At 42.5% G+C, this 13965-nt stretch carries 11 protein-coding genes and 1 pseudogene; 7 read left to right on the forward strand and 5 right to left on the reverse strand.

Annotation, left to right across the window (positions count from 1 at the left end; genetic code table 11):
- Positions 1-80: 80 nt before the first annotated feature.
- The 3 genes and pseudogenes from potC to potA form a co-directional block, all read right to left on the reverse strand.
- Positions 81-884: a spermidine/putrescine ABC transporter permease PotC gene (gene potC, locus GKR74_RS08005; protein WP_036949236.1), complete on the reverse strand. Its 804-nt coding sequence runs from the start codon at positions 882-884 to the stop codon at positions 81-83.
- A pseudogene (gene potB, locus GKR74_RS08010) lies at positions 878-1744 on the reverse strand (spermidine/putrescine ABC transporter permease PotB). The gene potC and the pseudogene potB overlap by 7 nt, the downstream one beginning before the upstream one ends.
- Positions 1731-2840, reverse strand: a complete 1110-nt coding sequence (gene potA, locus GKR74_RS08015) for a spermidine/putrescine ABC transporter ATP-binding protein PotA (protein WP_108479516.1) — start codon at positions 2838-2840, stop codon at positions 1731-1733. The pseudogene potB and the gene potA overlap by 14 nt, the downstream one beginning before the upstream one ends.
- 816 nt (positions 2841-3656) lie before the next feature.
- Here potA and GKR74_RS08020 point away from each other — a divergent pair.
- On the forward strand, positions 3657-5303 hold the full coding sequence (locus GKR74_RS08020) for a fumarate hydratase (protein WP_154603175.1): 1647 nt from the start codon (positions 3657-3659) through the stop codon (positions 5301-5303).
- A gap of 86 nt (positions 5304-5389) precedes the next feature.
- On the opposite strand, the gene GKR74_RS08025 is transcribed toward GKR74_RS08020, so the two are convergent.
- Positions 5390-6742, reverse strand: coding sequence for a polysaccharide deacetylase family protein (locus tag GKR74_RS08025; protein WP_154603176.1), 1353 nt, complete (start codon positions 6740-6742; stop codon positions 5390-5392).
- Here GKR74_RS08025 and GKR74_RS08030 point away from each other — a divergent pair.
- Positions 6741-6938 (forward strand): hypothetical protein, encoded by a 198-nt coding sequence (locus GKR74_RS08030; RefSeq protein WP_154603177.1) that lies wholly within the window; start codon positions 6741-6743, stop codon positions 6936-6938. The two genes, GKR74_RS08025 and GKR74_RS08030, sit on opposite strands and share 2 nt — an antisense overlap.
- A 76-nt stretch (positions 6939-7014) precedes the next feature.
- Here GKR74_RS08030 and araD read toward each other — a convergent pair whose 3' ends face one another.
- Positions 7015-7713 carry an L-ribulose-5-phosphate 4-epimerase gene (gene araD, locus GKR74_RS08035; RefSeq protein WP_154603178.1) on the reverse strand — a complete coding sequence of 233 codons (699 nt, stop codon included), beginning with the start codon at positions 7711-7713 and terminating at the stop codon, positions 7015-7017.
- A gap of 519 nt (positions 7714-8232) precedes the next feature.
- Between araD and GKR74_RS08040 the strand changes: the two genes are divergently transcribed.
- From GKR74_RS08040 to GKR74_RS08060, 5 genes are all read left to right on the forward strand, one after another.
- Positions 8233-9045, forward strand: a complete 813-nt coding sequence (locus tag GKR74_RS08040) for a DeoR/GlpR family DNA-binding transcription regulator (protein WP_181477614.1) — start codon at positions 8233-8235, stop codon at positions 9043-9045.
- A gap of 239 nt (positions 9046-9284) precedes the next feature.
- Positions 9285-10277, forward strand: a complete 993-nt coding sequence (locus GKR74_RS08045) for a substrate-binding domain-containing protein (protein WP_036949290.1) — start codon at positions 9285-9287, stop codon at positions 10275-10277.
- A gap of 142 nt (positions 10278-10419) precedes the next feature.
- A complete protein-coding gene (locus tag GKR74_RS08050; protein ID WP_154603179.1) occupies positions 10420-11925 on the forward strand; it encodes a sugar ABC transporter ATP-binding protein in 1506 nt (501 codons plus the stop codon).
- Positions 11918-12907, forward strand: a complete 990-nt coding sequence (locus tag GKR74_RS08055; RefSeq protein WP_036949223.1) for an ABC transporter permease — start codon at positions 11918-11920, stop codon at positions 12905-12907. The genes GKR74_RS08050 and GKR74_RS08055 overlap by 8 nt, the downstream gene beginning before the upstream one ends.
- A 13-nt stretch (positions 12908-12920) precedes the next feature.
- The gene (locus GKR74_RS08060) at positions 12921-13955 is read left to right on the forward strand and encodes an ABC transporter permease (RefSeq protein WP_036949222.1); all 1035 of its coding nucleotides are present in this window, start codon (positions 12921-12923) and stop codon (positions 13953-13955) included.
- The last annotated feature ends 10 nt before the right edge of the window (positions 13956-13965 follow it).

Here is a 13965-nt window from a genome sequence, read left to right on the forward strand (position 1 = left end):
CATAGGCTCAGTTAAAGCCTACCCTCTCGCCTGATGGCATGAAAAGATTGGGTGCCCAAATGACACCCACCAAGTACAACTTAACGTTTTGATGACTTCGCGACGGCATTTTTACCGTGTTTATCGCGCATAACCCACTGGCTTAAACAGACCAAAACCAGCGACATCAGTAACAACACCGTTGCCAGTGCATTCACTTCTGGGGAGACCCCGACTTTTACCATTGAGTAGATTTTCAATGGTAAGATTTCATAGCTTGGCCCCGTCACAAAGGAAGAAACCACCACATCATCCATTGATAAGGTAAAGCTCAGCAGCCACCCTGCGACAATCGCAGGCAGCGCTAATGGCAGAATGATTTTCCGTAAAATGGTAAATTCCCCCGCCCCGAGATCCCGCGCCGCTTCCAACATTTTTACATCAAAATCTTTCAATCTCGCGTATACCGTCACCACTACAAAAGGCAGGCAGAAGGTGATATGTGAAAATAACAGCGACCAGAAACCTAATGAGACGCCAAGGATCATAAACAGGACTAGCAATGAAATTGCCATCACAATATCGGGGGACATCATCACCACAAACAGCATTCCGCCGACAAATGGCTTGCCTCTAAAACGATAACGAAAGAGAGCAACGGCGGTTAATGTGCCGATAATTGTCGCAAACGTCGCTGAAAGTACCGCCATGGTCAATGAATGCCCTGCGGCTTCAAGCAGGCTGTCATTATTGCTCAGTAACTCATACCATTTGGTCGAAAAACCTTGCCACTGAATACCAAAACGCGATTCATTGAATGAGTTCACAATCAAGATAATGATTGGAATATAAAGATACGCGTAGATGGTGGTCATAAAGCCACCACGCAAAATACGTCCTATCATTCTTCATACGCCTTTTTATTCAAAAGCTTAGCAGCTCGGTAGTACACATACAGCAGCAGCCCCATCATCACCGTGAGGAAAATACTGGTTGCCGCCCCAAACGGCCAATCGCGAATATTCAAGAACTGGCTCTTAATGACGTTACCAATCAGCAGGTTTTTCGCCCCACCCATTAAATCCGCCACGTAGAACAGCCCCATTGCTGGCAACAACACTAATAAGCAGCCCGCAATAATTCCCGGCATGGTCAATGGAATAATAATCTTCACAAAAGTTTGGCATTTATTGGCGCCCAAATCCCGCGCCGCTTCCAAGTAGGATTTATCCAGCTTTTCAATACTGGAATAGAGCGGCATCACCATAAATGGCAACAAGATATAGATTAAGCCCAATACCACCGCTTCTGGGGTATACATCAATTTCAACGGCTTATCGATAATGCCAATCCACAGCAAAAAGTCATTCAAATACCCTTTGGTACTTAAGAACACTTTTAAGCCATAAATACGGATCAATGAGTTGGTCCAAAATGGCACAATCAGCAGAAATAGCATCAGCGGTTGGATGCGCTTAGGCAGCTTCGCCAAAATAAATGCAAAGGGGTAGCCGATCACAAGGCAGAAGAACGTGGCGATTAACGCCATATTCAACGAATGCAGCATCACTTGGGCATACATCGGGTCTGACAGACGGATGTAGTTGTCCCAAGTAAACACCAGATCCACCAGATTTGTATCACTGCGCGTGAAAAAACTGGTGCCGATGATCATTAAGTTAGGCAGAAAGACGAAGAGCAACAGCCAAGCGACGACGCCCGTGATAATCACATTCTGCAAGATTTTATGCTTACGAATGATCATCCAGAACTACCTCCCAGCTTTCAACCCAAGTCACGGCAACTTTTTGGTTAAGGGAGTGGTCGACATCAGGGTCATCTTCGTTAAAGAACTCACTGACCATAATAATTTTGCCATCTTCCATCTCAACCACTGAGTCTAACGTCATGCCTTTGTAGTTACGTTCTCGCACGTAACCGATCAGCCCAGGGTGATTATCGGCGTCATTGACTTCTTCAACGCGTAAATCTTCAGGGCGCAATAAGACGTTTAAATGCTGACCTTCTGTGACCGGTAAATCGGTGAAAATATCACATTCATGCCCTTCAACATTGGCACGAATACGTTGTTCATCAATACGATGCAACACTTTTGCATCAAAAATATTGATTTCACCGATAAATTGAGCAACAAACAGGTTTTTCGGCTCTTCGTAAATTTCACGCGGCGTACCATCCTGCTCAATTTTCCCTTCACGCATCACAATGATACGGTCAGACATAGCCAGAGCTTCTTCTTGGTCATGAGTCACAAAAATAAACGTAATCCCCAGCTTACGCTGTAAGGCTTTCAGCTCATTTTGCATCTGTTTACGCAGCTTATAATCCAGCGCAGATAACGACTCATCCAATAGCAAAACCTTGGGACGATTAACAACCGCACGCGCAATTGCCACGCGTTGCTGTTGACCACCCGAAAGTTGGTTCGGCATACGCTCTGCAAAATCCGCCAATTGCACCATATGCAAGGCTTGCTCCACCCGTTTTTGAATGTCCGCTTTTGGTGTTTTTTGCATGCGCAAACCAAATGCCACATTTTCAAATACGGTCATGTGTGGGAATAATGCATAGCTTTGGAAAACAGTATTCACGAAACGTTGTTCCGCAGGAATATCTGTAATGTCCTGACCATCAAGAATAATTTGACCGTCATCCACATCTTCTAATCCAGCAATCAGACGTAAAACCGTCGTTTTACCACAACCAGAAGGCCCTAAAATGGTGAGAAACTCCCCATTTCGGATCGTGAGGTCAAGCTCAGAAATAATTTGTTTGCCATCAAAACCTTTATTTAAAGATTTTAATTCGACGAGTGGTGTGAGAGAAGTTGTCTCAGTCATTTATAATACACTCTATCCCTAGGAATAATGCAGATAGAACCGCCACCGTTAAAGACTGTTAAGCCCCCAGGAGAACCCCAGCAAAGCCCAAAACCAGTAGCGCCATTTTTAATAAAACAATAAGGCCAGCATAATAAACACTGTTAATGAAAATTGAAAGCCATTTTCAACACTTTGTTTGCCTTTCACTATGAATTTAAAACAAATAAAAGCGATTTATGATAAAAATAAGTGACATAGCCATATTTTTCATAGCTTTGTGCTTATCTATCATTTTTCATTATAGAACCAAAAATAAAAGAAACATTAAAAGAATATTAAATTCAATATGTTAAACAAAAAATCAAACTAAACTATCGATTAAGATAACTTGCTCAAGTAATAATAAAAACCCATTTTCCTTTTATTTTCACTCTGTATTTTATTTATTATCTCCAGAATGCTAACCAACCATAAATGATTAATTAATCCACTAACCTATTAGGATATTTATGGAAAAATTGAATGCATAAAATCTAAATTAACTGCTCCGCGATAACATGGATAACAAATAATTAAACCCAATACCCATAATTAATTTATGTGATTAGCTTCATACTTTGAATTCGAATATTAGTTTCTTGGCAAAGTTTAACCAAAGTCATATTTTCTTTTACATCCCTTTGAATATAATGAGTAATTATTCTAATTTCATTCAGACTATTATCCCTATAAACGATTATCCCGCCTGACAAAACAAGCGAGATTTAGAATAAAAAGCCTATAAACAATTTATTTCTTATATTTTCCGCTAAAATTAATATGTGAGTGAGCAAAATGGCTAATAAAGAGTTTTTTTACCAAGAACCTTATCCGCTATCTGAGGATAAAACCGAATATTACCAAGTCTCTGATAAATATGTTTCTGTAGAGCAATTTGCTGGGAAGCAAATGCTAAAAATTGAGCCAGAGGCTTTAACCTTTCTTGCTGAACATGCAATTTATGAATCCCAGTTCTTTTTAAGACCTGCCCACCAAAAACAAGTCGCCGCGATTTTGCACGATCCAGAAGCCAGTGAAAACGACAAGTATGTCGCCCTGCAATTACTGCGTAACGCCGAGATTTCTGCGAAAGGTGTTCTGCCAAACTGTCAGGATACGGGAACCGTTGCTGTCGTCGGGAAAAAAGGGCAACAAGTTTGGACGGGCTGTGATGACGAAGAATACCTCTCTCGAGGCATTTACAACGTTTTCCAACACGAAAACCTGCGTTTTTCGCAAAATGCCCCGCTGGATATGTTTAACGAAGTCAATACAGGTACCAACTTGCCTGCACAATTTGATATTTTTGCCACTACGGGTGATGAATACCATTTCTTATTTGTTAACAAAGGCGGAGGCTCTGCAAATAAATCCGCTCTTTATCAAGAAACTAAAGCAACGCTGACCCCGGCTAAGTTGAAAAACTTCTTAATTGAGAAAATGAGAAACTTAGGGACAACCGCTTGCCCACCTTATCATATCGCATTCGTTATCGGCGGTACTTCAGCGGAAACCACGCTGAAAACAGCCAAACTGGCTTCAGCAAAATACTATGATAACCTGCCAACGACAGGTAATGAGTATGGCCGAGCGTTCCGTGATGTTGAGCTAGAAAATGAGTTATTAGAAGCGTCACGCCATCTCGGCTTTGGTGCGCAATTTGGCGGTAAATACTTTGCCCACGATGTGCGTGTTATTCGCTTGCCTCGCCATGGTGCTTCTTGCCCGATCGGTTTAGCCATTTCTTGTTCCGCTGACCGCAATATCAAAGCAAAAATCACCAAAGACGGCTTGTGGCTGGAGAAAATGGAGCATAATCCAGCACAATATATCCCTGAATCGATGCGTCATCAGTCAGAAGGGAACGTGGTTCATATCGACCTCAACCGCCCAATGAAAGATATTTTGTCCGAGTTGAGTAAACACCCTGTATCAACCCGTGTATCTCTCAGTGGTCCACTGATCATCGCTCGCGATATCGCCCATACCAAGCTTAAAGAGCGCTTAGATAATGGTGAAGACTTACCACAATACTTTAAAGATCATATGGTCTATTACGCAGGCCCTGCGAAAAAACCTGAGGATATGGTGTCGGGTTCTTTAGGCCCAACAACGGGTAACCGTATGGATCCATACGTTGACCTATTCCAATCTCATGGCGGTAGTATGCTAATGCTGGCAAAAGGTAACCGTACCCAAGCAGTAACTGACGCCTGTAAAAAACATGGCGGTTTTTACCTTGGTAGCATTGGCGGCTCCGCGGCGATTTTGGCGCAAGAGTTTGTCAAAAGCTTAAATTGCCTCGAATACCCAGAGTTAGGTATGGAAGCCGTCTGGAAAATGGAAGTGGAAGGGCTGCCAGCCTTTATTTTGGTGGATGATAAAGGCAATAACTTCTTTGATATTGTGCAGAATGCCACTTGCAAGAAATGCGTTAAATAAATAAAAAAACAGGGTGAGCCATTTTTATTTGACTCACCCTGATTTATTTATCTGCCGCTATTTTCAGTTTTCTATTTATCAACTTTCTATTTATCAACGACAACGTTCTTATTCACCACATCCTGCTCGCTATTGCCTACCATCAATGCAAATTTGCTAATCGGGTCAGTACTATAAGCATACAGGCGTTTTAATGCGTATGGATTATCACCGAGCTTCACTTTTCCTTGGATGGTAGACACCGCAAGATGTAAGCCCGCTTCTTTTGCCGCATCAATCGCCGTTTGGTTATAAGCACCGAACGGGTAGGCCAAATAACGCTGGTCTCTTTCGAATTTCGCCAATACTTTCATTGAGCGTTTAAAATCCAGCATGATGGTATGCTCTTTACGGCTAAAGATTATCGGGTTATTACGGTTATCTAAGCGATGTAAAAAATGCGTATGAGATTGAATGTTGAAAACATCTTGGCTCTCTTTAATTTCCTGCTTACTCATAAATTGCAGAGAATCCGGATCCCATTTTTGTGGCTGAGTTTTGATACGCGAAGAGATGACAAACAGCGTCGCCTGTTGCTGATTATCTCTTAAAATAGGTAATGCATAGCGATAAACGGATTTAAGCCCGTCATCAAAGGTTAAGACTACGGCACGCCCTGGTAAATTCGCACTCTTATTTAAATAACCTTCCACATCTTCGAGTGATAATGTTTGATACCCCATCTCTTTGAGGTAATTCATTTGCTCACGAAAAGCATCAACCGAGGTTGTTGTTGAAGTATGGCGAAAATTTTTATTTTCACTGTCTTCGAGAATATGGTGATAAGTAAAAATAGGAATGCCTTTATCAATCGCCACATCATCTAAGCGAACATAACCCAAGCGATCACCGAGACGAATGGTTAACCATGAGGTTTTATCCCCATCTTCATCCGTTTTGATCATTCGAGCCAACACTGGATAGCGAAGATTTTCCCATAAAGAGGCGATTTGCCGCGAATCTTCATCAGTTGCACTGAATACTGGCGTTTTTTGGCTTGTAATCAAATAATCATAAACCGGGTTTTTAAGATCGTTTAAACGGTCATCTTCAGGGATATTCCGAGGCTTCTTTTTGGATATCTGAGTGCTTTTAACATAAGCGAAATCATTACCAAACTGTAGGGCATTATAGTCACCATTTGGACTATAGGCGTAAAAGCCATTGTCTGGATTAATCTCCCCAACAATACGCATTTGACCGCCTACAATAGCAAAGATGTTTTCTGGCGCTTTTGTCTGAATCAATTTGGGTGGTACATCCACCAGCTCCCAATTATCAAGATTGATCGCTTTTGAACCACTGATAATTAAATTATTATTTTTTATATCCGCAGCATGTGAAACAGAAAAAAGATTAACGAAAAAGGTCAAAAATAGAAAAAGTACTCGATTAGACATGTCCTTTCCACTCAGTATCACCAATACACCGCGCCAGTTTAAACCGACTTACAATTTAACCCTATACCCTGATAAAAATATTTTTGCATGGCAAAGCCACGATAATATTTCCGTGGCTGTTGTTATGGATAATTTGTTATGGATAATTGTGTATGGCATTCAATGGATACTGAGCGAGTTAAAACCTTTCAATTAAATGAAAAATAAATTTATCAACTTATTAACAATAAAATGAATAGTCTTAAAATAGCGTATTTAAAAATAAATAAACTCTACTTTTGTCCGTAATACGCATTTTTACCATGTTTACGTAAATAATGTTTATCCAGCAATTCTTGCTGCATATCGTCAATTTTTGGCGTCAACTGGCGCGTGAATAAATTCATATACGCAATCTCTTCCAACACCACTGCATTGTGTACCGCATTATGAGCATCTTTACCCCAAGCGAAAGGACCGTGGCTATGGACTAATACCGCGGGAATATCCTTTGCAGAAATTCCGAGCTGCTTAAATGTCTCAATAATCACATGCCCAGTTTCTCTCTCATATTCACCGGCAATCTCACCTTCTGTCATTTTACGGGTACAAGGTATTTCACCATAAAAATAGTCGGCATGTGTGGTGCCTAATGCGCTTAGCGGTAAGCCAGCTTGTGCCCAAATGGTTGCATGGCGCGAATGGGTATGTACGATACCACCAATCTCGGGAAAGGCTTGATATAACGCTAAGTGAGTGTCGGTGTCTGAAGAAGGCTTATATTTTCCTTCGACGACTTCACCAGTAGTTAATGAAACGACCACCATGTCATCCGCTTTCATGGTTTCATAATCCACCCCGGAAGGTTTAATCACCATCAAACCGGCGTCTCGGTCTACTCCACTTACGTTACCCCACGTAAACGTTACTAGCTTATGTTTTGGTAATTCAAGATTCGCCTCAAATACTTGCTGTTTTAATGTTTCCAGCATGATGACCTCCCAAGGTGCAAAAAGATGGCGTGAATACGATATGAAAATAGCGAGTCATATCAACGACAAGGCTCTCTTTTATTCTCTATTTACTGTCGATGAATAGACGTTGTTCTGATTATTAAGGTAAACAGATTTAGCTGAATAAAAAAGCCTGACACTTTACAAATCATTAACAAATCAACATAACTCGGTCGCATTCAGTCATAATCAAACAGACTAAAACAAAAATACGCCTAATAAAAATGCCCGAATATGTGAAAGTTGATTAATGCTTCGTCTAGTTTCTGGCTATATACCGCCATATTTAGTGATCCAATTAACGATAAAAATGAAAACAGAAATATTTATTTCATATAAACGTGATCGATAACTCTATAAATAGCTTTGTTTGTTTCTATCCGTTATTACATGAGTCGAGTCACGACAAAAAAAATCCATCACTGGCAGACTGTTTACCGTGGAAAGAATGTTTGTTACAGAAATAATAAATGCCATGGGCTGAATAGGAGTTTTGAGATGCTACAAGCTGAACGCCACCGATTAATTTGCTCCCATGTTTCTCAACATGGCTCAGCGTTAGTGCGCGATTTAGCCCAGCTTTGTCACGTTTCTCAAGAAACTATTCGCCGAGATTTAACGGTATTAGAACGTGAAAAACGTTTAATTCGTAGTTTTGGTGGTGCGGTTGCCACTGAGCAAGATGAAAGCCCAGTACTGAATGTGATGCCCTCTTCGGTCAAACTCAGTCAAATGGTGGATGGTGCAGAATCCTTTCGTAAAAGAACGGAAGAGAACCCAGATGCGAAAATGAAAATCGCCAAAGCGGCGTTGAAATTTATTCAACCGGGTGACTGCATCATGATGGATAACAGCAGTACATGCTGGTTTCTGGCAAGGCAAATACCCGATATCGATATTACGGTGGTCACCAACTCCGTCAAAATCATTCAAGCATTAGCATGCCGAGATCGCGTTCGCGTCATTGGCATTGGTGGAGAGTATTCAGAACGCCATGATGATTTTCATGGTCCCATTTCTGAAAGTATTATCCGTAGCTTTCAAATTAAAACGTTATTTTTATCATGCCAAGGATTCAATATTGAAACTGGCGTTCGAGATGGCAGTGAAGTTAATGCCAAATTAAAAAATATTATGATTCAGGTTTCTGAGAATTGTGTGTTATTAGCGGATAATAATAAATTAGACCAATATGCTTTTAGCCAAGTTTGTACCTTAAATGATATTAACGTGTTAATTACCAATAAACTTAATGATAAAAATTTCAAGCAAGCATTTCCAAAATTAAACATTATTGAATGTGATAAATAGTATTTAGTGTAATAAATAGCATTTATATCGATGATAGTCGCAGAGTAACTAAGTGAGTAAATTAAGCAATTTGTTTTTATTTTAAATAACCGAATTACACCAGGCAGCAAAGAAACCTATTAATTAAATTAACGATTAATAGAAATTAATTATATCTATCCGATTAAACAAAACATTAACCCTATGTTGATGAGCATGGCTATATCTGCACATCATCCCTGAGGAATATAACGATGAATATGAAAAAATTAGTTTTACCTTGCTTAATGGGCGCCGCACTGTTTTCCAACATGGCGATGGCTGAATCACAGAAAGCACAAAAGCCATTTACCATGGGTGTCGTGGTAAAAGTGGGGGGAATTCCTTGGTTTAACGTCATGGAGCAAGGGATCACCGAAGAAGGTAAAAAGCTCGGCGTTAATGCATTCCAAGTGGGTCCAACCACCGCTGACCCTGCAGAACAAGTTCGTGCAATTGAAGATTTAATCGCGAAGAAAGTCGATGTTATCGGCGTCGTTCCTAACGATGCAAAAGTCCTTGAGCCAGTTTTAAAACGCGCTCAAGAAGCGGGCATCAAAGTGATTACTCACGAATCCCCAGATCAAAAAAATGCGGATTGGGATTTCGAATTACTGGATACCCAAAGCATGGGCGCTAACCATATGAAAGATATGGCTGCATGTATGGGTGAAGAAGGTAAATACGCCATGTTCGTGGGCAGCCTGACGGTACCTTTAGTCAACGAATGGGCTGATGCGGCAATCGCTTATCAAAAAGCACACTATCCGAAAATGCAAATGGTCGATGACCGCTTTGGTGTCGCGGAATCCGTTGATGATTCTATGCGTACCGCAAACGACCTGCTATCTAAACATAAAGATCTGAAAGGCATCATGTCGTTTGGTTCTCAAGGGCCTATCGGTGCGGGTCGCGCTATCGATAAACGCCGTAAAAACGCAGAAACCTGTGTCTTCGGTACATTCACACCGGGTCAAGGCATTAAATTGTTAGAAAAAGGCGCGATTGATGGCGGCTATATCTCTAACCCGAAAGTGGCTGGTCAAGTTTTCGTACAAGTCGCGACGGCAATGATGAATGGCGAAGAGATCAAAACTGGCGTCAGCATCGGTGATATGGGTGAGATCAAAGTGAGTGGTAACACCATCCTCAGCGATAACCCAGTTAATCTGAATATTGAAAACACCAAAAAACTGGTTGAAGTCGGTCTGTAAGTTCGCTCTACATAATAAAAATACGACAACAGTATTATTTTGTTCCACCTAGTTTAAGTGACAGCAGTACCCTATTTAGGTCTGATAGCGGTGTCTGTTGTCACTCTGAATCTGACGACACAGTCAACACCAGGACTCCACTATGACAGCCGAAAAAAACTCCCCACTGATTACGTTACGGGATCTTTCCAAAAGCTTTGGTGGTCATCGTGCATTACGCAATATCGACTTGACGCTAAACAAAGGTGAAGTTCACTGTTTAGCGGGCACCAATGGCTGCGGAAAAAGTACGTTAATTAAAACCATTAGCGGCGTTTATGCTCCCGATGAAGGCAGCGAAATTGAAATAGATGGCAAACGATACTCTCGCCTAACCCCAGACAAAGCGCGAGAGCTAGGCGTTCAAGTTATCTACCAAGACTTATCCTTATTTCCTAACTTAACCGTGGCGGAAAACATCGCCTTTGAACTGAATTTAAACGGTTATTTCGGTTGGTTTCAGAAAGGAAAAGTGAGGGAAAAAGCGTTACAAATTCTCAAGGAACTTGAGTTCACCATTGACCCTGATACCCCCGTGCAATTTTTGCCAATCGCCCAGCGCCAACAAGTTGCCATTTGCCGCGCACTGGTAGCAGATGCGCGCTTAGTGATCATGGATGAGCCAACGGCCTCGTTAACACGCACCGAAGTTAATCAGCTACTTTCTACCGTGAATTACTTGAAAAACAAAGGGATCACTGTTGTTTTTGTTAGCCATCGATTAGAGGAAGTGAAAGAGATTTCTGACCGTATTACCGTTATTCGTGATGGTCAGAAAATGGGTACATGGCCAGCAGAAGACCTGACCACGCGCAAAATCACCGAGCTGATGACAGGGCTTGATATTGTTCATGAGCGTAAATTACCCAATAACGCAGAAGAAACTCACACAGTCTTAGAGCTGAAAAATCTCAGCCGTGCTGGGCAATACCAGAATATTTCCCTGTCATTAAAGCGCGGTGAAGTACTGGGACTTTGCGGATTATTAGGCTCTGGTCGTACCGAGCTTGCCCTTTCCCTGTTTGGGATCACCCGTCCTGACAGCGGCGAAATGATCGTCGAAGACAAGCCGATTATCTTCAAAAACAATGCCCAAGCTATCAAACATGGTATTGGTTACGTGTCTGAAGACCGCCTGACACTGGGTGCAATTTTGCAGCAGTCTATCGCTGACAATATGGTGATTTCGATTTTAGATCGCCTGAAAACCCCTCTGCATCTGATTGATGAGCAAAAATGCCAGCAAATCGTCCAAGAGTGGATCGCGGATTTGGATATTAAAGTGACCGACCCAAACAATGCTCTCTCCACCCTATCGGGGGGAAATCAGCAGAAAGTGGTGCTCGCCAAGTGGATCCTGACACGCCCTAAAGTGCTGATCCTCGATGCCCCTACTGTAGGGGTCGATATCGGTGCTAAAGACAGTATTTACAAGCTGATCCATCGCCTTTCTGGTGTTGGGATCGCCATTTTATTGATCACCGATGAAGCCTCTGAAGCTTTCTACAACTGCGATCGCATTTTACATATGAAACAAGGATCTATCGTCAAAGAAATTGTGACGGATTCCATGACTGAGCAACAATTGGAGGAAATCATCAATGGCTAATTGGCAAAAACTTCGTCCGCAGTCTGTTGAAGGCTGGCTTATTTGGGTGATCCTCATCATGGTGGTGTTTTTCACCCTCATGAGCCCACAATTTCTCACGATTCAAAACTTGCTCGACTTAAGCGAAAGCTATGCGGTCACCGGTATTTTTGCGCTGGGATTATTCGTGGTGCTCGTCACGGGTGGTATTGATATCTCTTTCGCCGCCGTTGCCTCGGTTGTCCAATATGTGATTGCCACTTTCTTACTGCAAGGATTACTCGAAAGCCCAACGCTCAGTATCGCCCTTGCGATTGTCATCGGGATCACCTTTGGGTTGATCAACGCGATTTTGATTTACTCCCTCAATGTGGTGTCGATCATTATCACCATTAGTATGCAATCTTTGCTGTTCGGCATGCTGATGTGGCTAACCAACGGACACAGTATCTACGACTTACCAGATTGGTGGGTAGATCCTGTCACCATCCTGCCTTTTGAAGTGGATGGTGAATATTATCAAATTGGTTTGCCATTGATCGTGATGTTAGGGATCGCGTTTTTAACGTGGATCTTAATGAACAAAACCCACATTGGTCGCCAACTGTATGCGGTGGGCGGCAGCCAAGAATCAGCTTCACGTATTGGTATTCGTGTTTGGGTTATCTACCTATTCGCTTACGGCTATCTCGGTGCCATGGCGGCAATCGGCGGTATGTTGCAGACCTACCGAATGAGTGAAGTGGTGCCTAGCGCTCTAGTTGGTGGTGAGCTCGATGTTCTCGCAGCTGCAGTCTTAGGTGGTGCCAGCTTATCCGGTGGGCGCGGTAGCGTTATCGGCACACTGATGGGCGTTTTCCTTATCGGTATCTTGAAAAACGGTCTGAACTTAATCGGGGTTTCCAACTACTTCGTCAATATCGTCATCGGTATGGTCATTCTTATCGCCATTTGTATTACTCACTACAAAAAGCGTAAAGAAACGGACGTAGGCTTTGTTTAACAGGAATATCACCATGAAAAAACAAGATTTTTTTAAAATTGATGGCTCTGTTATCGGACTGCTTTCAATCTTTTTGGTCGCCATTGCGGCTTTCAGTATCGCCATGCCAGGGCACTTTTTTACCCAAAATACCTTTTTAAGTATTACGTTTCAGTTACCGGAGCTGGGGCTTCTGACCTTCGCCATGTTTGTTCCGATGTTAAGTGGAGGATTAAACCTCGCCATTATCAGTACCGCTAACTTAACCGGCCTATTTATGGCTTGGGTATTTATCAATTACTTACCTGTTGATGCCGGAACGGGCACGCAGCTAATGTGGTTGGTCTTTGCGTTAATCGGTGCCACTGTTATCGCCGTTATTATTGGCTGCTTAACGGGGCTGATGATTTCCCATATTGGTGCTCACCCGATTCTAGTTACCCTCGGTTCCATGACCATTATCAGCGGTATTGGCGTTTACCTCACCAAAGGCGCCGCACTCAGTGGGATGCCGCCAGTGGTTCGCGCCATTGGCTCTGACACCGTTTTCGGTATGCCAATTGCCATGATTATCTTTATTGTGACCGCAATTATTTTGGCACTGTTTTTAGGTCGCACCCGCCTTGGCAAAAATATCTATATGAGCGGCAGCAACATCAATGCGACATGGTTTAGCGGCGTGCGTACCGACCGTGTGATGATCGCGATTTACACCATTTCCAGTCTGCTGTGTGTGTTGGCAGGGCTGATCATGATGGCGCGTTTTAACTCAGCCCGCATGGGATACGGGGATTCTTACTTACTACTGACCATTTTAGCCATCGTATTGGGAGGCACAAACCCATTCGGCGGTGTCGGTAAAGTCAGCCGCGTCTTCTGCGCCTTGCTAGTTCTGCAAGTCATCGCCACTGGACTTAGCCTGTTGGGCGTCAGTCTCCACTTCAATCTCGCGGTTTGGGGAATTACGTTGATCCTTGCTCTGGCCTTCAAATTCTTTAAAGAAAAATGGAGCGCTAAGCGTGCAATGACACGCAATCAACGCCTCAATAAAGCATCCGTACAAAATTAACTTACAGGGA

The organism is Providencia sp. wls1914, assembly GCF_009706645.1.
GTDB lineage: Bacteria > Pseudomonadota > Gammaproteobacteria > Enterobacterales > Enterobacteriaceae > Providencia > Providencia zhijiangensis.